Below are 21,079 nucleotides of genomic sequence, written 5' to 3' on the forward strand. Positions count from 1 at the left end.
GGTCGTGCCGGCGCTCACGAGCGCCGGATCTCGCCCGCCGTCCAGCGGCCGGTGAGCAGGACTCCCATGTCGTCCCACGTGTCGTCGATGAGTCGGGCCAGGCCGGCGACCTCCAGCACCTCGCCCTCGATCCACTCGTCCATCGCCACCCGCATCACCGAGTGGTACAGGGTCACCAACAGCGCCGGCCGCCGATCGGCGCCCGGGGTCAGGCCCTCGCGCCGGGCGATCTCCTCGGCCATCCGTCGTTCCGACTCGATCATGTTGCGCAGCGACGCGGCCAGCAGGACCGGGGTGTCCTCGATCAGCCGCCGCATGTGCAGGAACTCCCGGCCCGCGCCGTCGCGTTCCTCGCCGGCGACCCGGGCGAACACCTCGGTGCCCGCGCGGCGCAGGGCGGTCAGCGGCGCCTCGTCCGCCGGGCGGCTCGTGAGCGCGTCCAGGAACAGCGCCTCGAACTCCATCGCCCGGGCCAACGCCACCTCCTCCTTGCCCGCGAAGTAGCGGAAGAAGGTGCGCCTGGACACCTCCACGGCGGCCACGATCTCGTCGATCGTGGTGGCGTCGTAGCCCTTGCGCAGGAACAACTCCTGCGCGGCGTCCACCAGTGCCTCGCGCGTGCGTTCCTTCTTGCGCTCCCGCAAACCCGTCGCGGTGCCGGCCGTGTCCCGCACGTTGGGTGATCCTCTCGTTCGTCTCTGCACAGTATGACACTTGCCACTGCGTGCAACTTGAGTGATTTGGCTATATGGCACCGTGTGCCATATCGTTCGATGGCTCGGTTCGGCGGTGGAACACGGATGGATGTAGGGGACGCATGAGTCAGACTTCGACGGCGGCGACATCGGACGCGCTCCCGCCGGCCCCCTCGGAAAACCCCGTGCGCAAGGGCATGCAGGGGCACCCCTGGCTCACCCTGCTGGCGGTCGCCTTCGGCGTGATGATGGTGGCCCTGGACGGCACCGTGGTCGGCATCGCGAACCCGGCCATCTCCAAGGACCTGGACGCCTCGCTCGCCGACCTGCAATGGGTCACCAACGGCTACCTGCTCGCGCTCGCGGTGTGTCTGATCCCGGCGGGCAAGCTCGGCGACCGCTACGGCCACAAGACGATCTTCCTGATCGGCGCGGCCGGTTTCGCGGCCACGTCGCTGATCATCGCCTTCTCCCAGTCGGTGACGATGCTGATCGCCTTCCGGGTGCTTCAGGGTGTGTTCGGCGCACTGCTCCAACCCACGGCGCTCGGCCTGCTGCGCAACAGCTTCCCGGGCAACAAGCTCAACATGGCGATCGGCATCTGGGGCGCGGCGATCTCCACCGCGACCGCGGCCGGACCGATCGTCGGCGGCCTGCTGGTCGAGCACGTCAGTTGGCAGTCGGTGTTCTACATCAACGTGCCGATCGGCGTGCTGACTCTGGTCGTCGGCATCTGGGCGCTCGCCAACAGCCGGGTGGCCGGCGCGAGCAACCGGATCGACTATCTCGGTGTCGTGCTGCTCTCGGTGGCGATGTTCTGCCTGGTGTGGGGTGTGATCAAGAGCGGCGAGAAGGGCTGGGGCAGCGCCTACACGCTGAGCTTCATGGCCGCCGCGCTGATCCTGCTCGCGCTGTTCGCGCTGTGGCAGACCAGGGCGCCCGAACCGCTGATGCCGCTGGTGATGTTCCGCAACCGGTCGTTCTCGATCGGCATCGTGCTGATGATCTTCATGGCCTTCGCGATGTTCGGCGCGATGTTCTTCATCACCTTCTACCTCCAGGGCGTCAACGGGCTCAGCCCGACGGAGACCGGTGTGCGGATGTTGCCGATGTCCGTGGTGATGATGATCGGTTCGCCGATCGGCGGCTTCGCGATCACCAAGCTCGGCCCGCGCATCCCGATCATCGCCGGCCTGGCGCTGTCGGCGACCGCGATGGCACTGCTGGCCCGCCTCGGCGAGGACGCGAGCTTCGGCGCCACCATGCTGCCGTTCGTGCTGCTGGGCTTCGGGCTCAGCCCGATCATGGTCGGCGCGACGGACATCATCGTCGGCAACGCCTCGCTGGAGTTGTCCGGCGTCGCATCCGGTATCCAGCAGGCCGCGATGCAGGTCGGCGGCGCCCTGGGCACCGCGGTGCTCGGCGCGGTGGTGGCGGCCAAGGTCTCCTCGGTGCTGCCGAACCGGTGGCCGACCGAGGCAGGCACCTACGACGAGTTGCCGCACGGGCGGCGCGAGGCGATCGAGGGGTCGGTCGCGCAGGGGTTCCCGCCGGTGGACCCGGCCACCATGAACGAGCGGACCATGGACGCCGTCCGACACGCGTCGGACGTCACCTTCCTGGACGGCATGCAGCTCGCCTTCACCATCGCCGCGATCACGATGGCGATCGGGATCGTCCTCGCACTGTTCGTCCGGCAGGGCGAAAAGCGGGAGGGCGCGGTCGCCGTGCACGTGTAGGGCATGATCGACCGGAGCATCATCCGTAGGCCGTGGTCGTGGGCAAGACCGTCGCGCCGTTCCCGATCCACATCGGGGACGGCGTTCCGGTTTGCCCGGCAAATTAGACAGGTATTCTTACCTCGTGCAGCAAGACACCTCCTCCGAGTCCGAACTGGTGACGTTGCTGGTCGGCGCCGTGCGCGGAATCAGTCAACTGTTCTCCGACCGCATGACGGCCGCGGGCTTCGACGAGATCCGGCCCACCCACGGCTTCGCGCTGACCCTGGTCGGCGAGGGCGGCACCACCGCGACCGAGCTGGGGCGCCGGCTGGGCATGACCAAGCAGTCGGCCGGCGAGGTGGTCTCACACCTCGCGCGCCACGGCTACGTCGAACGCAAGCCCGATCCCGCCGACCGCCGGGCGCGCCGGATCACCCTCACCGAGCGCGGGCGCGAGTGCCTGCGGGTGATCTGGGCCGAGCTGTCCGGGATCCAGGGCGCATGGACGAAGGCGGTCGGCGACGACGGCGTCGAGGTGCTCAAGGAAGGTCTACGCGCGGGCATGCGCCAACTCGGCGCATCCGGCGAACTGCCCGACAACCTGAGCCAGGCGTGGTGGTGGCGGGAGAACTAGTGCCGCGCCCGGCACTGGAATCCGTCTTCGGTCCCCCGCCGGGCGGTGGGTTCGAGCGCTCCCCGGGTCACAGTGGCGGCTCGAAGTCGCGGCGGCGGGCGATGTAGGTGTCGGTGATGTAGGCCAGTTCGATCGGCTCCGCGTACTCGCCGAGGAACTCGCGTACCCGGGACAGGAATCGGGCCCTCGGCTCGGCCGCCAACCCGGCTGCCACGTAGCTGAACGTCGAGCACCTCTCCACCACCTGATCGCGCGTCAGCTCGTCCCGCCAGGGGAACCGGGTGCGCTCGGCCGGCTCGAACCGGTCGCTGCCGTCCAGCTCGGCGCGATAGTCGTGGGGCGCGTGGAAGGGCCACTCGGCCACTCGGTGCAGACCGGCGATGAACTCCTCGCTCTCGTCCAACTCGTTCCACACCATCGCCAAGGCGCCGCCCGGCCGCAGTACCCGGGCGATCTCGCGCAGCGCCTGCTCCGGGTCGAACCAGTGGAACGCCTGGGCCACGGTGACCACGTCGTACGCCCCGGCCGGGGCCGGGATGCGCTCCGCGGTGCCCGCGTACACCGGCACGCCCTCGACCACCCGGGCGAATGTCTCGCGCATCGCCGCCGACGGTTCGACCGCGGTCACGCTCGCCCCGCGCTCGACCAGCAGCCTGGTCAACTTGCCGGTACCGGCCGCCAGGTCGAGCACTCGGGTGCCCGGCCCGATGCCCGCGCCGGCGCACAGATGCTCCACCACCTCGTGGGAATAGGACGGTCGCGCCCGCTCGTACCGATCGGTGCCGTGGGCGAATCCTCGGGTGCCGAGATCGTCGGTCGTCATGTCGCGCATTCTGGCCAACGACCCGAGGCCGGACAAGGGTTCGCTCAGGGCCGGCCCAGCAGAACCGCCGCCGCGAGCACGCACGCCACGACCGAGGTGAGCAGCGTCGCCCGGATCGCCCGATCACCCGCCGCGGGGGTGCCCGCCCGGACCGCGCGGTAGACCTGGCGATGCCGCAGCAGCCCCACCGCGTACACCACGCACCCGGCCGCCATCACCGCGCATCCGGGCACCATGTACCACCAGCGGTCCGGCACGTGCCCCGCGCGCACCAGCAGGGCGCCGTTGGCGACGAACGCGAGCGCGGTGCGCGACCACGCCATCCTGGTGCGTTCCGGTTGCAGTCCCGGATCCAGCGGTGCGCCCGGCAGCCGCGCCGATCGCGACATCAGGACGCGAGCATGAGCACGACGCTCACCACGATGACGATCACCAGGCCGGTCGAGAGCACCAGCGGCAGCGCGGAGAACGGCAGCGCCCGCCCGAGCCGCATCGCCCGCTCGACCTGGTACCAGCGCCGGTACGCGGTGGCCGACAGGGTCAGCGCCAAGCCGACCAGGGCCAGGCCGAGCACGAGCCGCTGCGCGTGCGGAGCCAGGTCCGGTACCAACTGGACCACCGCGACGCCGCCCGCGAGCAACGACAGGGCGGTACGTATCCAGGCCAGGAAGGTCCGCTCGTTGGCGAGCGTGAAGCGGTAGTCGGGCTCGTCCCCGATCTCCCGCAGCCTGGAGCCCTTGTGCTCGGATCTCATGATCTTCATTATCGGCATTCGATCATGACCCGATCGTCGCGACCCCGCCGGACCCGGGAAAGCCGACGAGCCGCCTCCCCCGTGACGGGGCAGGCGGCTCGATGCAGTCCCGGAAGCGGGCCGGCGCGGCTAACGCAGCAGCGTCGGCTTGAGCTCCTTTATCCGCGCGAGCAGGCCGTTCACGAAGGCCGGCGACTCGTCCGTGGAGTATTCCTTGGCGAGTTCGACGGCCTCGTCAATGGCCACGACGTCGGGGACGTCGCTCTCCCAGAGCAGCTCGTAGATGCCCAGGCGCAGCACGTTGCGGTCCACGCCGGGCATGCGGTCGAGCGTCCACCCCACGGCGTAGGTGCCGATCAGGTCGTCGATCCGCTTGCGGTGCTCCTGGACGCCCTCGACCAGTTGCATCGTGTAGTCGGCGACCTGCGGCTCCGCCTTGTCGGCCTGGAAACGGCCGACCCAGTCCGCGAGGATGGTCACCGGGTCGACGCCGCGCTGGTCGGCTTCGAACAGGATCTGCAAGGCGCGCTTCCGGGTCTTGCTACGGGCACCGGCCACTAGCTGTTCACGCGGCCCAGGTAGTCACCGGAACGGGTGTCGACCTTGACCTTCTCGCCCGTCGTGATGAAGAGCGGAACCGCGATCTCGAAGCCGGTCTCCAGCTTCGCAGGCTTGGTGCCACCGGTGGACCGGTCGCCCTGGACACCCGGCTCGGTGTACTCGATGAGCAGCTCGACGGAGGCCGGCAGCTCGACGTAGAGCGCCGAGCCCTCGTAGATCGCGACGGTCGCCTCGAAGCCTTCGAGGAGGTAGTTGGCGGCGTCGCCGACGGTCTCGGGCGAGATCGGCAGCTGCTCGTACGTGTCCGTGTCCATGAACACGAAGTCGGTGCCGTCCTTGTACGAGAACTGCATGCCGCGCTTGTCCACGGTGGCCGTCTCGACCTTGGTGCCGGCGTTGAAGGTCTTGTCCACGACCTTGCCGGAGAGGACATGCTTGAGCTTCGTACGAACGAACGCGCCGCCCTTGCCGGGCTTGACGTGCTGGAACTCGACGACGGACCAGAGCTGGCCATTGTCGAGCTTGAGCACCATGCCGTTCTTCAGGTCGTTGGTCGTGGCCACGAGTGTGGTGTCTCCTGCGTGCTTCCGGGACCGGATGATCGCGCGTCGGACGGGACTGGTATCGATACCGCCCGCTACAGGACGAGCAACTCCTTGGTCGTGATGGTGAGTAGCTCGGGCCCGCCGTCTTCGAGCGGACGAACCACAAGGGTGTCCTCGATGCGGACACCGCCTCGGCCCGGGAGATAGATCCCCGGTTCGACGGTGACCGGCATGCAAGCGTCCAGCTTACCGGTCGCCGTCGGACCCAGATGCGGGTCCTCGTGGATCTCGAGCCCGACGCCGTGACCGAGGCCGTGTTTGAAGAATTCCAGGTAGCCGGCCTGCTCGATCACCTCGCGCGCGGCCCGATCCACCGCGACCGCCTCGACGCCCGGCGCGAGTGCCTCGCGGCCCGCCTTCTGGGCGGCGAAGACCACGCCGTAGATCTCCTGCTGCCAGCCGGCCGGCTCGGTGCCGATCACGAAGGTGCGGGTCATGTCGGCGTGGTAGCCGCGGTAGCGGGCACCGAAATCGATCTTGAGGAAATCGCCGTCCTCGACCCGGCGGTCGCCCGGATCGTGGTGCGGGATCGCCGAATTCGGCCCGGTGGCCACGATGGTCGGGAAGGCCACCGCGTCGGCGCCGTGATCGGCCATCCGCCGCTCCAGCTCCATCGCGATGTGCCGCTCGGTGCGCCCGACCAGGATCGACTCGATCATCTCGCCGATCGCCCGATCGCCGATCTCGCAGGCGATCCGCAGCGCGGCGATCTCCGCCGGGTCCTTGATCCGGCGCAGGTCCTCGACCACCCGGCCGAGCCCGACCAGCGTGGCGGCGGCGCTCTCCTCGGCGAGCACGGCGCCCAGGGCGCGGTACAACTCGACCGTGACGTGCTGCTCCTCGATCGCGAGCCGGACCGCCCCGGCAGCGGCGGCGCGTCGGGTCAGCGCCTGCGCGCAGGCCCGCTCGACGAGCAACTCCACGCCCGGCGCCTCCTCGCTCGCCTGCTGCGCGTACCTTCCGTCCGTGCACAACACCGCGCCCGAGTCGGTGGAGCCCTCGCCGGCCGCTCCCGGGGTGTACACCAGCAGCGCCGCGTTCGAGCCGGTGAAACCGGTCAGGTAGCGCACATTGACGCGATTGGTGATCAGGGCGACATCCGCACCGGCACCGGCCAGGCGGGAACGCAGCCGATCACGGCGTTGAGCATGGGCCTCGGGCATGAATTCAGCGTAGTGCCGCGAGGTGGGGCGAGCCCGGCGCGACTCGGCGCACTGCATCGTTCGGGCTCCGGACTGCATCGTTCGGGCTCCGCACTGCATCCTTCGGGTTCCGTGTTGCCTCTTTCGGGCTCAGAGCAGGGCAATCGGGTGATGTCCGGACAACGAGCGACATTCGGCCCTACTCTGCCTGCGAGGGGGTGTACTTCAGTGGAAATCAGCGGTAATGACGCAACTCGCTCCGCGCCGGTGAACGAGCTGCTGGTCCGTCAGATCAGGGCCGCGGCCGGGCGATACCTGGCATCCGAGGCGGCTCGTGGCGAGATCGATCGGCGGCGCGCCGAGGGCAGGCGCTTCCCGGACGAAGACGATCGACTGCAGTTGCGCGCGGCCCGGTTGGTCGAGCAGAACGAGGTGCCCGGGCAGGTGTTGCTGGCCACCTCGCCCGAGGAGAGCGGCCCCCGGTTGGCCGAGCGGATCATAGGAGCCACCAACGACCTCCAGAGCCTGAACTTCCTCGCGCGCGGGCTGCGGGCCGCCGCGTGCGTCGCCCGGATCTGGTACTCCACGGGCGGGCCGGTGCAGCCGCAGGCGACCGGCTTCCTGGTCGCGCCGAGCCTGTTGTTGACCAACCATCACGTCTTCCCGGACGCGGCGACCGCAGGCGCCGCGTTCGCCGAGTTCGGCGCGGAAATGGGCATCGACAACGACCTGCCGGTGCACACCACCCGCTTCGCCCCCGACCCGGACACGCTGTTCCTGACCGACGAGGACCTCGACTTCACCCTGGTCGCGATGCGACCGGGCGGCGACGGCCGGCCGCCGGGGCAGATCTTCGGGCACATCCGGCTGATCGCGGCCGAGGGCAAGCTCGTGGTGGGCGATCCGGTGAACGTGATCGGCCACCCGGACGGGCGGCTCAAGGAGATCGCCATCCGGGAGAACCGGTTCACCCAGCGCTTCGACGACTTCCTCCAGTACGAGACCGACACCGAACCGGGCAACTCCGGCTCACCGGTGTTCAACGACCAGTGGGAGGCGGTCGGGCTGCACCACAGCGGTGTGCCCGCGCACGACGCCGATGGTGCGGTGCTGAACGTGCAGGGCCTGCCGTGGCAGCCCGAGCAGGGGCTGGCGCAGATCAAGTGGATCGCCAACGAAGGGGTGCGGATCAGCGTGATCCTGGCCCGGCTGGGCGCGCTGACCACGAACGACGCGGAGCGGGCGCTGCTCGCGCAACTGGGTGCCGGGTCGGGTCTGGGTTCGACACCGACGGTGCGCACCGGTGTGCCCGCGCCGCGCGCGCCGGTGGAGGCCGCCTCCGGCGTCGAGGCGGTCGCGGTGACGGGGGTGGCCGGGCGGCCGGATGCGTTCGGCGGTCGGGTGCGGCTGGTCTTCGTGCACGGGCGCAGTCAGCAGGGGCACGATCCGGCGCGGTTGCGGCGCGGTTGGGCGGCGGGGCTGAACAGCGGGCTGACCATGGCGGGGCTGCCGACGGTGGATCCCGAGGATGTCTGGTTCCCGTTCTACGGCGACCGGCTCGTCGAGGTGCTGGAGTCGGCGCTGCCGATCGAGGCGCCGCTGTCCCCGTCGGCGCAGGGGCTGTACGAGCAGTTGCTCGACGAGGCCGCGCGGCGGGCCGGGATGCCCGCCGCGGGGCAGGTCGCGGTGACCGAGAGCATCTGGGACCACGTGGTGGGCACGGTGCACGAGCCGCTGGGCTGGATCGCCGCGCACACCGGGGTGGACCGACTCGTGATCCGGGCCGCGTTTCGCGACGTCGCGGCCTACCTGGATCGGGACGACACCCGTGCCGCGGTGCTCGATCAGGTGTCGGCGGGGCTGCCCGGCTCCGGTCCGCTGGTGCTGGTCGCGCACAGTCTGGGCACGGTGGTCGCGATGGATCTGCTGACCCGGCTGGGGCCGCAGTTGCCGGTGGCCGGGTTGATCACGGTGGGCAGTCCGCTGGGCATGGACACCGTGTACTCGCGACTGCGGGGCGGCGGCGCGCAGTTGCCGCCGATCGCGGGGCCGTGGTTCAACGCGTGGTGCCCGAGCGATCCGGTTGCGATCGGGTGTCCGCTGGCCGACGACTGGAGCGGGCTGGGCGCCGAGTGCACGGTGGCCAATCCGCATGATCGCGCGCACGACATCGGCGCGTATCTGGCGCATCGGGAGGTGGCCACGGCGATCGGGCGGTTGTTGGGGTGAGCCGGGCGGCTCGCCCGTGGGCCGGGCGGCTCGCGGGTGGGCGGAGCGGCTCGCGGGTCGCCCACGTGGGTGACCCGCGAGCCGCCCGGTCAGCCGTCGATCTCCTCGGCCAGCGCGCGCAGCGCGAGCCGGTACGAGCCGATGCCGAAGCCGGCGACGGTGCCGCTGGCGACCGCGGCGACCACGCTGGTGTGCCGGAAGCTCTCGCGCGCGTACGGGTTGGAGATGTGCACCTCGATGAACGGCGCGGTGCGCTGGGCAACCGCGTCGCGCAGGCCGTACGAGTAGTGCGTGAAGGCGCCGGGGTTCATCACCACCGGGATGCGGCCGTCGGCGGCCTCGTGCATCCAGCGGATGATCTCGCCCTCGTCGTTGGTCTCGCGGACCTCGACCTCGAAGCCGAGTTCGGCGCCGAGCCGCTCGCACTCGGCGACCAGGCCCTGGTAGGAGGTGGCGCCGTAGACGTCGGGCTCGCGGCTGCCCAGCCGGCCCAGGTTGGGGCCGTTGAGCACGAGCACCCGGCGCGCGCTCACGCGGACACCTCGGCGTAGGCGGCGACCAGGAAGGTCGGGTCGGGGGCCTCCAGGACGACCGGCTTGGCCAGGCCGTCCAGGACGATGAAGCGCAGCATGTCGCCGCGCGACTTCTTGTCCACCCGCATGGTCTCCAGCAGCTTGGGCCACGCGTCGCCGCGGTAGGTCAGCGGCAGGCCGACCGAGGCGAGCACGGTGCGGTGCCGGTCGGCGGTCGCGTCGTCGAGACGACCGGCGATTCGGCCCAACTCGGCCGCGTAGACCATGCCCACGCTGACCGCGGCGCCGTGCCGCCACTTGTAGCGCTCGGCCTTTTCGATCGCGTGCGCCAGGGTGTGGCCGTAGTTGAGGATCTCCCGTCGGCCGGCCTCCTTGAGGTCGCCGGAGACGACGTCGGCCTTGACCTGGATGGCGCGGGTGATCAATTCGGCGGTGTCCCTGCCCTGCGGGTCGCGCGCCGCCTGGGGGTCGGCCTCGATCAGGTCCAGAATCACCGGGTCGGCGATGAAGCCGGCCTTGATCACCTCGGCCAGGCCGCTGACGTAGTCGTTGCGGGGCAGCGACTCCAGCGTGGCCAGGTCGGCGAGCACGCCGGCCGGCGGGTGGAACGCGCCGACCAGGTTCTTGCCCTCGGCGGTGTTGATCCCGGTCTTGCCGCCGACGGCCGCGTCGACCATGCCCAGCAGCGTGGTGGGCATCGCGATCCAGCGCACGCCGCGCAGCCACGTGGCCGCGACGAACCCGGCGAGGTCGGTGGTGGCGCCGCCGCCGATGCCGACGATCACGTCGGAGCGGGTGAAGCCGGTCTGGCCCAGCACCGACCAGCAGTACGCCGCGACCGCGACGTCCTTGGCCTCCTCGGCGTTGGGCACCTGGATCGCGATCGCCTCGTAGCCCTGCGCGGCGAGGTCCTCGCGGACCGCCTCGCCGGTGGCGGTCAGCGCCTCGGGGTGCAGGATCGCCACCCGGCGGGCGGACGTGCCGATCAGGCCCGCGAGTTCGCCGAGCAGGCCGGTGCCGACGAGCACGTCGTACGGCTCCGCGGTGCCGCCGACGCGGATCCGCACGGGCTCGGAGTGGTTGCCGCTCATGGATTCACGTCTTTCTCGGGCTCGGTTCGCCCGGATCGGGCCGGGTCGGGGGCGGTCTGCTCGACGAGGCCCAGGCCGACCCGGATCTCGGCGGCCACGTCCTCGGGGGTGCGTCCCGCGGTGTTCACCGTGAGGGCCGCGACCTCGGTGTACAGCGGTCGGCGCTGTTGCATCAGTTCGCGCCAGCGAGCCCTGGGGTTGCCCACCAGGAGCGGGCGCGGCGCGTCCAGGCCCACCCGCTTGACCGCGTCCGCGAGGTCGACCTCCAGGAAGACCACCCGATGCCCCTTCAGCAACACGCGGGTGGCGTCGTCCATGATCGCGCCGCCGCCGAGCGCGAGCACTCCGGCGTGGCCGGCGAGCGCCGCGGCGACCGCCTCGTGTTCGAGCGTGCGAAAGTGCGCCTCGCCCTCGTCGACGAAGATGTCCGGGATCGGCTTGCCGGCGCGCTCCTCGACGTCGGCGTCGGTGTCGCGGAAGCCGACCCCGTGCGCCTTGGCGAGCACCAGGCCCACCGTCGTCTTGCCCGCGCCGGGCGGTCCGACCAGGACCACCAGTGGGCGGGCTCCCCCGTCCTCGATGTGCACCGTCTCGCTGTCCGCCGCGTCCCCGATATCCGCCATGGCGCTACCGAATCTCCAGCGCGTCCAGGTAGCCGCGCACGTTGCGGGTCGTTTCGGCGACCGAGTCGCCGCCGAACTTCTCGGTGACCAGGTCGGCCAGCACGAGCGCGACCATCGCCTCGGCCACGATGCCGGAGGCCGGCACGGCCGCGACGTCGGAGCGCTGGTGGTGCGCCTGCGCGGGCTCGCCGGTGCGCACGTCGAACGTGGCCAGCGCGCGGGGCACGGTGGCGATCGGCTTCATCGCCGCGCGCACGCGCAGCACTTCGCCGGTGGACATGCCGCCCTCGACGCCGCCGGAGCGGTGCGAGGTGCGCTTGGCGCCGTCGGGGGTGTTGACGATCTCGTCGTGCGCCTTGGAGCCGCGCACGCGGGCCAGTTCGAAGCCGTCGCCGAGTTCGACGCCCTTGATCGCCTGGATGCCCATCAGCGCGCCCGCGAGCCGCGAGTCGAGGCGGCGGTCCCAGTGCACGTGGCTGCCCAGGCCGGGCGGCAACCCGTAGGCGAGCACCTCGACCACGCCGCCGAGCGTGTCGCCGGCCTTCTGCGCGTCGTCCACTTCGGCGACCATCGCGGCCGAGGCCTCCGGGTCGAAGCAGCGGACCGGGTCGGCGTCCAGGCGCGCGGTGTCGTCGGGGCCGGGAAACACGCCGGCGGGCGCCTTGGCCGCACCGAACTCGACCACGTGGCTGACGATCCGGATGCCGGCCACCTGCTCCAGGAACGACTTGGCGACCGCGCCGAGGGCGACCCGGGCGGCGGTCTCGCGCGCGCTGGCCCGCTCCAGGATCGGCCGCGCCTCGTCGAAGCCGTACTTCTGCATGCCGGCCAGGTCGGCGTGGCCGGGCCGGGGCCGGGTCAACGCGGCGTTGCGGGCCTGCGCGGCGAGCAGTTCGGGGTCCACCGGGTCGGCCGACATGACCGTCTCCCACTTGGGCCACTCGGTGTTGCCGACCATGATCGCCACCGGGCCGCCCTGGGTGCGGCCGTGCCGGACGCCGCCGAGGAAGGTGACCTCGTCGCGCTCGAACTTCATCCGCGCGCCGCGCCCGTAGCCCAGCCGGCGGCGGGCGAGCGCGTCCGCGACCAGGTCGGTCGTGATGGGCACGCCGGCGGGCAGCCCCTCGAGGGTGGCCACGAGTGCGGGGCCGTGCGACTCCCCGGCGGTGAGCCAGCGTAGGTTGCCCACGAATGCTCCTTCTTGCGCTTGCCGCATACCGCGTCCGGGGAACGGCGCGGGGGCTGTCCTGGATGCGCCCGGCGGATGTCCACCCGAATCCTTTCATGCCCGCGGCGACCGATCATCGCCGCGTCCAGGTGTCGGACAGCCGCCCCGCGGGTGCACCTCGTCTCACCAGGCGAGATGCAATCGGGACAACTCGGCGCCGCACAACACCCCGCCGAGCGCACCGAGCAGCAGCCACGGTCCGAACGGCAGCCGACTGTCCCGGCGTACGCGGCCCGCCGAGATCAACACCCCGGCGGTGAGCCCGGCCAGCAGGAACGCCAGGAACGCACCGGTGATCAGCACGCCCCAGCCCAGCCAGGTCAGATGCAGGCCGAGCACGCCCGCGAGCTTGACGTCGCCCATGCCCAGGCAGCCGCGGAAGAGCGCGGCCAGGCACAGGTGGTAGCCGGCCAGCGTGACGCCGCCGAGCAGGGCCCGTCGGTAGGCGGTGAAGTCGCCCAGTGCGAGCGACTCCATGCCCAGCAGGGTCAGTCCGGTGGCCAGCGTCACCAGCAGCACCGGGTCGGGCAGCCGCAGCGTGCGCACGTCCACGACGGCCAGGGTGACCCCGGCGACCGCGAGCACCAGGAACGCGAGCAGATCCAGGCCCGGCCCCAGCCGCCAGGCCAGCAGTGCGCACACCAGGCCGGTCAGCGCGGCGAGCGGCAGCGGACCGTATCGCCCGGTGCCGGCGACCACCGGTTCGGCGACCGGGGAGGGTGGCCCCGGTCCGGCGCCCTGGGCGAGCAGCACATGGATGGGACGGGGCAGACCGAGCCCGGCGACGAAGCCGAGCAGCGCACAGGCGAGAGTGAGTCCGAGGAACACGCCAGTGACGATACGCAGAATCGACTCCCGGTCACGTTCCGTCGTCCCCAGTGTCGATCCGATGGTCGGAAGAATCCGGCAGCCTGGGGACGACGGATTCGACCGAGCACGCGGCGTGCCGGCCTCGGCCCGCCGACCGGGCGGACCGGCCGGCAGGGCAGCACGGCGGCACCCGAACAGCCCGCCCGAGCTCACCCCGCACCCACCCGGACCCGGGCAACCGACTCGCGCCGATCACTGCCGGCCGCTCGCAACCGTCCGACCGCCACCGCCGGATCGCCGCCGACCGATCGCAATCGTGCGAAGCAGCGCCGGCCGATCGCGACCGCCCGATGACGGCCGACCGCTCGATGCGACCCCGCGCGCTCGAGCCCGCCCGCTCAGCCCCGCCCCGCCAACGCCGCCTCGCCCGCCGCGCGCATCGCGGCCAACGGACCCGGCCGGCCGGTCATCAACTCGACCTGCAGCACCGCCTGGTGCACGAGCAGATCCAGCCCGCCCACCACCGTGCCGCCCGCGTGGCCCCACGCACCCGCGAGCGCGGTGGGCCACGGGTCGTACACGACGTCGAAGAGCACGCCGGCTCCTGCGGGCAGCACCTCGATCGCGAGGTGGTCGGCGGCGCCCTTGGGCGTGGTCGCCACCACCAGCGGTGCCCGCAGCGCCTCGGCCGCCTCGGTCCACGGGCGCACCCGCACCGCGACGCCGAGCCGCTCGCCCGCTGCCCGCATCTCGCGGGCCCGTTCCTCGCCCCGCACGTACACCCGCACCGGCCCGTCGGTGATCTCGCGCAGCGCGGCCAGGGCAGAGGTCGCGGTGGCGCCCGCGCCGAGCACGGCCGCCGACTCGACCCGGTCCACGCCGCGTTCACGCAGTGCCGCGACCAGGCCCGGCACGTCGGTGTTCTCGCCGAGGCGCCGGCCGTCGGCGGTGCACACCACCGTGTTCACCGCCTCCACGTCGCGCGCGACCGGCCCGATCTCGTCGAGCAGCGGCCGGATCGCCCGCTTGAGCGGCATGGTCAGCGACAACCCGGCCCAGGACGCGTCCAGTTCGGCGACGAAGCCGGGCAGGGCCGCCTCGTCGATCTCGAACGCGTCGTAGGACCAGTGGGTCAGGCCCAGTTCGGCGTACGCGGCCCGGTGCAGAACCGGGGACAGCGAGTGCCGGATGGGCGAGCCGAGCACGGCGGCCCGGCGCGGGGTGGCGGGTGCGTCGGTCACTGGCCGGGGTGCTCCTTGATCCAGGTCTGGAGCTTGCGGTTGGACTCCTGGAACTCGGCTTCCGTCTTGGAGAACTCGGTGGTGCCGACCACCGGGTCGATGGTCACGAAGTACAGGTAGTTGCCCGCCGGCGGCGCCAGCGCCGCGTCGATGGCGGCCTTGCTGGGATTGCTGATCGGCCCCGGCGGCAACCCCTTCTTGACCCGGGTGTTGTACGGGTTGCTCGTGTCGTTGAGTTCCTTGTTGGTGAGCTGGACGTTGCTCTTGCCGAGGTAGTAGTTGACCGTCGAGTCCAGACCCAGCGTCATGTTCTTGCCGAGCCGGTTGTAGATGACCTGGGCCACCTTGCCCTTGTCGTCGGTGGTCTTGCCCTCGGCCTCGACCAGGCTGGCGATGATGATCATGTCGTAGGGCGACTTGCCCATCGCCTGCGCCTTCGCCGCCAAGCCGATCTTGTCGTACTCCTTGACCGCCCTGGCGACCATCTCCTTGAGCACCACGAGCGGGTCCATGCCGGGCGCCGCGACGTATGACGCCGGGAACAGGAAGCCCTCGATGTTGCCCTTGGCGTACGGAGGAAGACCGAGCGAGGGGTCCTTCGCGGCGGCTTCGACCTTCTCCTTCGGCACCTTGAGCGTCTTCGCCAGCGAGTCGAAGACCTGCGCGGAGCGCGCGCCGGGCTTGAGGATGTAGTCCTGCTTGTTCTTCGGGTTGACCAGGATCTCGAAGGCGGCCTTGGCGGACATGTGCTTGGCCATCGTGTACGCGCCGGGCTGGATCTTGGACGCGCGCTGGTCCTTGTCCTCGCGGGCGACCTTGGTGAACGCCTCGACGCTCTTGGTGACCCCGACCCGCTTGAGCTCGTTGGCCATCTGCGGGGTGGCCCAGCCCTGCTTGATCTCGACCACGAGCGAACCCGAGCCGTTGCCGCTGTAGTCCGGCGGCGGGCCGAAACGGTCCTTCAGGAAGCCGTAGGCCCAGTAGCCACCACCGCCGACGACGGCGAGGACGATCACGAGCGCGAGCGAGACCGCACAACCGCTGCGGTTCTTCTTCTTGCGGCCCCGGCCGCGCCGGCCGCCCCGTGAGTTGTCGTCCTTGCCCCGTCGCCGACTGCGCGGCTCCGACTCCATGCGCAGTCCGAGATCGCTCATGCCGTGGGCCTTTCAGAGTCGGAGACGGACCCGGCCGGGGCGGGAGAAACGGCCAGGCCCGGAGGACGTCCGGAACCACGCTCGGTGTCGAGCGCGTTTTGCAGGATCACGATCGCGGCCGCCTGGTCGACGACACCGCGGGCCTTCTTGGCCTTCACGCCGGATGCCTGCAGACCGCGGGTCGCGGTGACGGTGGTCAGCCGCTCGTCGACCAGGCGCACGCCGATCGCCGGGTCGAGCGCGGCGACCAGTCGGCCGGCGAACAGCCGGGCCTTCGCCGCCGCGGCGCCCTCCTTGCCGGAGAGCGAGCGCGGCAGCCCGACCACGACCTCGATCGCCTCGTACTCGGCGACGATCTCCAGGACTCGGGCGACATCGCGCTTGCCCGCGGGCACGGTCTCCACCGGAGTGGCGATCAGACCGTGCGGGTCGCTGGCCGCGACGCCGATCCGAACGTCTCCCACGTCGACCGCAATTCGTACTCCGCGTCTCAAGGTCGGCTCTCCGTCACAGGCTCTGCGTCACTGAACTATTCGGGCACGACGCCCCGTCATACAAGTCCCCCGGTGGTAGGGGAGTCCGGTTCCAGACTTCCACACACACCGGGGGAACGAGGGTAGGGGACGCCTCAGGAGGCGCGTTCGGCGACTGTCCGGGTGACCGCGGCCAGTGCGTCGGCCACCTTGGCCGGGTCCGAACCGCCGCCCTGGGCCACGTCGTCCTTGCCGCCACCGCCGCCGCCGAGGGTCTGCGCGGCCACGCGGACCAGTTCGCCCGCCTTGACGCCGCGCTCGCGCGCGGCCTCGTTGGCGGCCACCACGACCATCGGCTTGCCGTTCACGACCGACACGACCGCGACCGCGGCCGGGCGCGCCGCGAGCCGGCCGCGTACGTCCAGCGCGAGCTTGCGCAGGTCGTCCGGCGTGGTGCCGTCCGGGAGTTGCGCGGTCGCCAGCGCGACGCCGTGCACGTCCTGCGCGCCCTCGACCAGACCCGCGGCGGCCTGGAGCACCTGGGCGCCACGCAGCGCCGCGATCTCCTTCTCCGCGTCGCGCAGCTTGGCCATGATCGAGGCGACCCGCTCGGGCAGGTCCTCCGGGCGGCCCTTCACCACGTCGGTGAGCTGGTTGACGATGGTGTGCTCGCGCGCCAGGAAGTTGTACGCGTCGGTGCCCACCAGCGCCTCGACCCGGCGCACGCCGGCGCCGATCGAGGATTCGCCGAGCAGCTTGACCAGGCCCAGTTGGGCGGTGTTGTGCACGTGCGTGCCGCCGCACAGTTCCTTGGAGTAGTCCCCCATGGTGACCACGCGGACCCGGTCGCCGTACTTCTCGCCGAACATCATCACGGCGCCCTGCTTCTTCGCCTCGTCCATCGACATCACCTCGGCGGTGACGTCCAGGTCGCGCGCGAGCACCTCGTTGATCTTCTGCTCGACGTCGGTGAGCACGCTGCCCGGCACCGCGCCGGGTGCGCCGAAGTCGAACCGGAAGCGGCCGGGCGCGTTCTCCGACCCGGCCTGTGCCGCGGTCGGGCCGAGCGCGTCGCGCAGCGCCTGGTGGGTCAGGTGCGTCGCGCTGTGCGCCCGGGCGATGGCGTTCCGCCGGTTGGTGTCGATCTGGGCCGACGCCTGGGCGCCGACCAGTACTTCGCCGACCTGGACCCGACCGCGGTGCACCGTGACACCGGCGACCGGGGTCTGCACGTCGCGGACCTCGACCACGGCGCCGGTGTCCAGCCGGATCCGGCCGGTGTCGGCGAGCTGGCCGCCGCCCTCGGCGTAGAAGGGGGTGCGGTCGAGCACCACCTCGACCTCGTCGCCCTCGTGCGCGGCGGGCGCGGGCACGCCGTCCACGAGCAGGCCGACCACGGTCGCCTCGTCCGAGGTGTCGTGGTAGCCGGTGAACACGGTGCCGCCGGCCGCGTCCGCGACCTCGCGGTAGACGGAGAGGTCGGCGAGCCCCTGCTTGCGCGCCTGGGCGTCCTTCTTGGCCCGCTGCCGCTGCTCGTTCATCAGCCGGCGGAACCCGTCCTCGTCGACCGCCAGGCCCTGTTCGGCCGCGATCTCCAGGGTCAGGTCGATCGGGAAGCCCTCGGTGTCGTGCAGCAGGAACGCCACCTCGCCGGGGAGTACCGCGGAGCCGGAGCTCTTCGCCTTGACGATCGACTCGTCCAGGAGCGCGGTGCCCTCCTGGAGTCGGGCCAGGAAGCGCTTCTCCTCGGCCACCGAGACGGCGTCGATCCGCTCGGCCTCCTCGATCAGGTTCGGGTACTGCGGACCCATCGCCTTGATCGTGGTCTCGACCAGGTCGTGCAGCGTCTCGCCCTCGGCGCCCAGCAGGCGCATGTTGCGAATCGCCCGGCGCATCATCCGGCGCAGCACGTAGCCGCGGCCCTCGTTGCCGGGCACCACGCCGTCGCCGATCAGCATCACCGCGGTGCGCACGTGGTCGGCCACCACGCGCAAGGACACGTCGTTCCTGTGGTCCTGGCCGTAGGTCTTGCCCGCGAGGTCGGCGGCGCGGTCCAGGATCATCCGCGACGTGTCGATCTCGTACAGGTTGTCGACGCCCTGGAGGATGCACGCGAGGCGCTCCAGGCCCAGGCCGGTGTCGATGTTCTTCGCGGGCAGCTCGCCCAGGATCGGGTAGTCGTCCTTGCCGGTCCCGGCGCCGCGCTCGTACTGCATGAAGACCAGGTTCCAGATCTCCAGGTAGCGCTCGCCGTTGACGGCCGGGCCGCCCTCCTCGCCGTAGGCGGGGCCGCGGTCGTAGTTGATCTCCGAGCACGGGCCGCACGGACCGGGCACGCCCATCGACCAGAAGTTCTCCGACTTGCCCAGGCGCTGGATGCGCTCGGGCGGTACGCCGATCACGTCCCGCCAGATGCGCTCGGCCTCGTCGTCGTCGAGGTAGACGGTGATCCACAACTTCTCCGGGTCCAGCCCGTAGCCGCCGTCCTCGATCGAGTTGGTGAGCAACTCCCAGGCGAGGCCGATCGCGCCTTCCTTGAAGTAGTCGCCGAACGAGAAGTTGCCGCACATCTGGAAGAACGACCCGTGCCGGGTGGTCTTGCCGACCTCTTCGATGTCCAGGGTGCGCACGCACTTCTGCACGCTGGTGGCGCGCTTGAAGCTCGGCTTGACCTCACCGAGGAAGTACGGCTTGAACGGCACCATGCCGGCGTTCACCAGGAGCAGCGTGGGGTCGTCCGCGACCAGCGAGGCCGAGGGGACGACGGTGTGTCCGCGCTCTTCGAAAAAGCGCAGCCAGCGCTTCCGGATCTCTGCCGATTCCATCAGCTGCCGTCCCTTCGGTCGTACCTTGCTTTGCCTTCGTACAGCTCACGCGGGTCGTAGAGATCACGCCCGTCGTGCCAGTCTTCGTGCGGTTCCCGGGTGCCGGGCAACACGCGCCGCACCGGGGCGGGCGGCAACGACGCGGCGGCCACGTCCGCGCCGATGGCGCGGTACAGCTCCTGCTCGCGTTCGGCCATGCCCGCGCGGATCTCGTCCGCGAAGTACTTGATCGCCTCACCGATGCCGGTGACATTGTCGGCGACGCCCTCGGGCGTGTACTTGTACGCCTTGTCCTTGACCTTGCGCGCGGCCCAGACGCCGGCGCCGGCGCCGACCGCGATCCAGAACAGCCTCGCCATTCGACTCAGCCTCTCCCGCGCATGCTGCGCTGCCGTGCGACCTTCTGCGCCTTGGCCGCCACCCGCACCCGGCGGCCGAGCTCGGCGCGCTGCTGCGCGGACAACGCGCGGCGGACACCGTAGCTGAACGCGGCGGTCTTCACGAGCGGGCCGCCCAGGGTGGCGGCGACCGTGGAGGAAAGCGCGGTGGCGTTCGTGGTCATGGTCTGCACGTTGCCCGCGATCTGGTCGACCCGGCCCATCTGGGCGTTGGTCGCCCGGACCGTCTCGGTCACCTCGTCGAGCAGCGGAACGGCTCGGTCCGCCACTCCTGCGACCAGGGTCGTGGCCTCCTTGAGCACCTTCGCCAGCTTGACCAGAGCCACTGCGAGAAAGGCGACCAGGATCGCCCAGAAAACCGCGATGATCATCAGCGCGACTTCGCCACCCGACACCGTCATGCGCTCCTTGATGAGTGGGATCAGTCGAGGCGGCAGACATGCGTGGCCCGCCTCGGAAAACCCGACCCTACCGCGACCGCGCGGGTCTCCTCGTCCGAGGAAACCCGCGCGGTCGGTGTGGCGCGTGTGTTGACTTGGCGTCGCTTCCCGATCGCCGGTCCGGTGCCGTCGGAATGCCGCCGTGCGAGGGCTCGGCGCACGGCCGCGACGGAGCGGGAGCGGGTTGGTGCGGTGCCCTCGGATTCGCTGCGGCGTGGTTCGGCGTGCGCTGCGGCGTGGTTCGGGGCGGTCGGCGCGGATCGGCGAGGTCCGGCGTCGGATGCGCTCGCGGATCAGCGCGAGTAGTACTCGACGACCAACTGCTCGTCGCAGATCACCGGGACCTCGCGGCGCTGCGGGAGCCGGTCCAGGCGCGCCATCAGCTTGTCCAGGCGGACTTCGATGTAGCGCGGGGTCTCGGCGGCGGCGAACCCGCCGGCCTGGACCACCTGGAACAGCGGCTTGTTCCGGCTGCGCTCGCGCACCGCGACGATGTCGTCGGGCTTGAGCCGGTAGGACGGCTTGTCCACCTTGCCGCCGTTGACCTCGATGTGGCCGTGGGTGACCATCTGCCGCGCCTGGTAGACGGTGCGCGCGAAGCCCGCGCGCAGCACGAACGCGTCGAGCCGGCGCTCCAGGTCGACCACCAGCTCGTCGCCGGTCTTGCCGGAGTGCTTGTTGGCGCGGTCGAACGCGGCCCGCATCTGGACCTCGGAGATGTCGTACTGGAAGCGCAGACGCTGCTTCTCCATCAGCCGGGTCTTGTAGTCCGAGGACTGCTTGCGACCACGACCGTGCTCGCCCGGCGGGTACGGCCGGTTCTCCAGGTACTTCGCGGCCTTGGGCGTGAGCGCCACACCGAGCGCACGGCTGCGCCGGATCTTGGGTCGGGTCTGGTTCAAGGTCGGGTCCTCCGTGCGGGCATGTTTCGGTGTGGGTCGTCCTGGTGGGCCGCCTGTGCGCGGCTCGCCGTCGCGCGGTCGGCCGCGGTGGCGGCGGCCCTTCGAGGGCCGCTTTCGCTCGGGCCGCCGTGACGCGGGTCGCCTTGCCAAGATCGGTGCACTTAGGTAAGCCTAACCTTAACGACGATGCGTTCGGT

Annotated in this window: 22 protein-coding genes; 3 read left to right on the forward strand and 19 right to left on the reverse strand. The window is 71.0% G+C overall.

Annotated features, from left to right (window positions below; genetic code table 11):
- Window positions 1–14: 14 nt before the first annotated feature.
- On the reverse strand, window positions 15–674 hold the full coding sequence (locus ACFZBU_RS33835; RefSeq protein WP_391587533.1) for a TetR/AcrR family transcriptional regulator: 660 nt from the start codon (window positions 672–674) through the stop codon (window positions 15–17).
- Window positions 675–892: 218 nt separating this feature from the next.
- On the opposite strand from ACFZBU_RS33835, the gene ACFZBU_RS33840 reads away from it, so the two are divergent.
- A complete protein-coding gene (locus tag ACFZBU_RS33840; RefSeq protein ID WP_391587645.1) occupies window positions 893–2,434 on the forward strand; it encodes an MFS transporter in 1,542 nt (513 codons plus the stop codon).
- 124 nt (window positions 2,435–2,558) lie between these two features.
- Window positions 2,559–3,050, forward strand: coding sequence for a MarR family transcriptional regulator (locus ACFZBU_RS33845; RefSeq protein ID WP_355535948.1), 492 nt, complete (start codon window positions 2,559–2,561; stop codon window positions 3,048–3,050).
- A gap of 67 nt (window positions 3,051–3,117) precedes the next feature.
- Here the strand turns inward: ACFZBU_RS33845 and ACFZBU_RS33850 are convergent, their stop codons facing one another.
- From ACFZBU_RS33850 to ACFZBU_RS33875, 6 genes are all read right to left on the reverse strand, one after another.
- Window positions 3,118–3,873 (reverse strand): class I SAM-dependent methyltransferase, encoded by a 756-nt coding sequence (locus ACFZBU_RS33850; protein ID WP_391587534.1) that lies wholly within the window; start codon window positions 3,871–3,873, stop codon window positions 3,118–3,120.
- 44 nt (window positions 3,874–3,917) lie between these two features.
- Entirely contained in the window at window positions 3,918–4,262 is a 345-nt protein-coding gene (locus tag ACFZBU_RS33855; protein WP_391587535.1) for a DUF202 domain-containing protein, read from the reverse strand.
- Window positions 4,262–4,636 (reverse strand): YidH family protein, encoded by a 375-nt coding sequence (locus tag ACFZBU_RS33860; RefSeq protein WP_391587536.1) that lies wholly within the window; start codon window positions 4,634–4,636, stop codon window positions 4,262–4,264. The genes ACFZBU_RS33855 and ACFZBU_RS33860 overlap by 1 nt, the downstream gene beginning before the upstream one ends.
- Before the next feature lie 120 nt (window positions 4,637–4,756).
- A complete protein-coding gene (nusB, locus tag ACFZBU_RS33865) occupies window positions 4,757–5,185 on the reverse strand; it encodes a transcription antitermination factor NusB (RefSeq protein ID WP_355535936.1) in 429 nt (142 codons plus the stop codon).
- Entirely contained in the window at window positions 5,185–5,751 is a 567-nt protein-coding gene (gene efp / locus ACFZBU_RS33870; RefSeq protein ID WP_020551770.1) for an elongation factor P, read from the reverse strand. Before efp ends, nusB begins: the two co-directional genes overlap by 1 nt.
- Window positions 5,752–5,825: 74 nt before the next feature.
- Window positions 5,826–6,956: an aminopeptidase P family protein gene (locus ACFZBU_RS33875; protein ID WP_391587537.1), complete on the reverse strand. Its 1,131-nt coding sequence runs from the start codon at window positions 6,954–6,956 to the stop codon at window positions 5,826–5,828.
- Between the two features lie 246 nt (window positions 6,957–7,202).
- Between ACFZBU_RS33875 and ACFZBU_RS33880 the strand changes: the two genes are divergently transcribed.
- On the forward strand, window positions 7,203–9,164 hold the full coding sequence (locus tag ACFZBU_RS33880) for a trypsin-like peptidase domain-containing protein (protein WP_391587538.1): 1,962 nt from the start codon (window positions 7,203–7,205) through the stop codon (window positions 9,162–9,164).
- Between the two features lie 89 nt (window positions 9,165–9,253).
- Here ACFZBU_RS33880 and aroQ read toward each other — a convergent pair whose 3' ends face one another.
- The 12 genes from aroQ to rpsD all read right to left on the reverse strand — a co-directional run bounded on the left by aroQ (window position 9,254) and on the right by rpsD (window position 20,882).
- Entirely contained in the window at window positions 9,254–9,697 is a 444-nt protein-coding gene (gene aroQ, locus ACFZBU_RS33885) for a type II 3-dehydroquinate dehydratase (RefSeq protein ID WP_391587539.1), read from the reverse strand.
- Window positions 9,694–10,788 carry a 3-dehydroquinate synthase gene (gene aroB / locus ACFZBU_RS33890; protein WP_391587540.1) on the reverse strand — a complete coding sequence of 365 codons (1,095 nt, stop codon included), beginning with the start codon at window positions 10,786–10,788 and terminating at the stop codon, window positions 9,694–9,696. The genes aroQ and aroB overlap by 4 nt, the downstream gene beginning before the upstream one ends.
- Window positions 10,785–11,411 (reverse strand): shikimate kinase, encoded by a 627-nt coding sequence (locus tag ACFZBU_RS33895; RefSeq protein WP_391587541.1) that lies wholly within the window; start codon window positions 11,409–11,411, stop codon window positions 10,785–10,787. Before ACFZBU_RS33895 ends, aroB begins: the two co-directional genes overlap by 4 nt.
- Window positions 11,412–11,415: 4 nt before the next feature.
- Complete coding sequence (gene aroC, locus ACFZBU_RS33900) at window positions 11,416–12,600, reverse strand: chorismate synthase (RefSeq protein WP_391587542.1); 1,185 nt, start codon at window positions 12,598–12,600, stop codon at window positions 11,416–11,418.
- Between the two features lie 162 nt (window positions 12,601–12,762).
- Window positions 12,763–13,467, reverse strand: coding sequence for a prepilin peptidase (locus ACFZBU_RS33905; protein WP_391587543.1), 705 nt, complete (start codon window positions 13,465–13,467; stop codon window positions 12,763–12,765).
- A 380-nt stretch (window positions 13,468–13,847) separates the two neighbouring features.
- Complete coding sequence (locus tag ACFZBU_RS33910) at window positions 13,848–14,690, reverse strand: shikimate dehydrogenase (RefSeq protein WP_391587544.1); 843 nt, start codon at window positions 14,688–14,690, stop codon at window positions 13,848–13,850.
- Window positions 14,687–15,844, reverse strand: coding sequence for an endolytic transglycosylase MltG (mltG, locus tag ACFZBU_RS33915; protein ID WP_391587545.1), 1,158 nt, complete (start codon window positions 15,842–15,844; stop codon window positions 14,687–14,689). The genes ACFZBU_RS33910 and mltG overlap by 4 nt, the downstream gene beginning before the upstream one ends.
- Window positions 15,841–16,338, reverse strand: a complete 498-nt coding sequence (ruvX, locus tag ACFZBU_RS33920) for a Holliday junction resolvase RuvX (protein WP_391587546.1) — start codon at window positions 16,336–16,338, stop codon at window positions 15,841–15,843. The genes mltG and ruvX overlap by 4 nt, the downstream gene beginning before the upstream one ends.
- A 134-nt stretch (window positions 16,339–16,472) precedes the next feature.
- Window positions 16,473–19,142 carry an alanine--tRNA ligase gene (alaS, locus tag ACFZBU_RS33925; RefSeq protein WP_391587547.1) on the reverse strand — a complete coding sequence of 890 codons (2,670 nt, stop codon included), beginning with the start codon at window positions 19,140–19,142 and terminating at the stop codon, window positions 16,473–16,475.
- Window positions 19,142–19,501, reverse strand: a complete 360-nt coding sequence (locus ACFZBU_RS33930) for a DUF6167 family protein (protein ID WP_391587548.1) — start codon at window positions 19,499–19,501, stop codon at window positions 19,142–19,144. The genes alaS and ACFZBU_RS33930 overlap by 1 nt, the downstream gene beginning before the upstream one ends.
- A 5-nt stretch (window positions 19,502–19,506) precedes the next feature.
- A complete protein-coding gene (locus ACFZBU_RS33935; protein WP_391587549.1) occupies window positions 19,507–19,941 on the reverse strand; it encodes a DUF948 domain-containing protein in 435 nt (144 codons plus the stop codon).
- A 332-nt stretch (window positions 19,942–20,273) separates the two neighbouring features.
- Window positions 20,274–20,882, reverse strand: a complete 609-nt coding sequence (gene rpsD, locus ACFZBU_RS33940; protein ID WP_391587550.1) for a 30S ribosomal protein S4 — start codon at window positions 20,880–20,882, stop codon at window positions 20,274–20,276.
- Window positions 20,883–21,079: the final 197 nt, after the last annotated feature.

The organism is Embleya sp. NPDC008237, from assembly GCF_042956465.1.
In the GTDB taxonomy this organism is placed as follows: Bacteria; Actinomycetota; Actinomycetes; order Streptomycetales; family Streptomycetaceae; genus Embleya.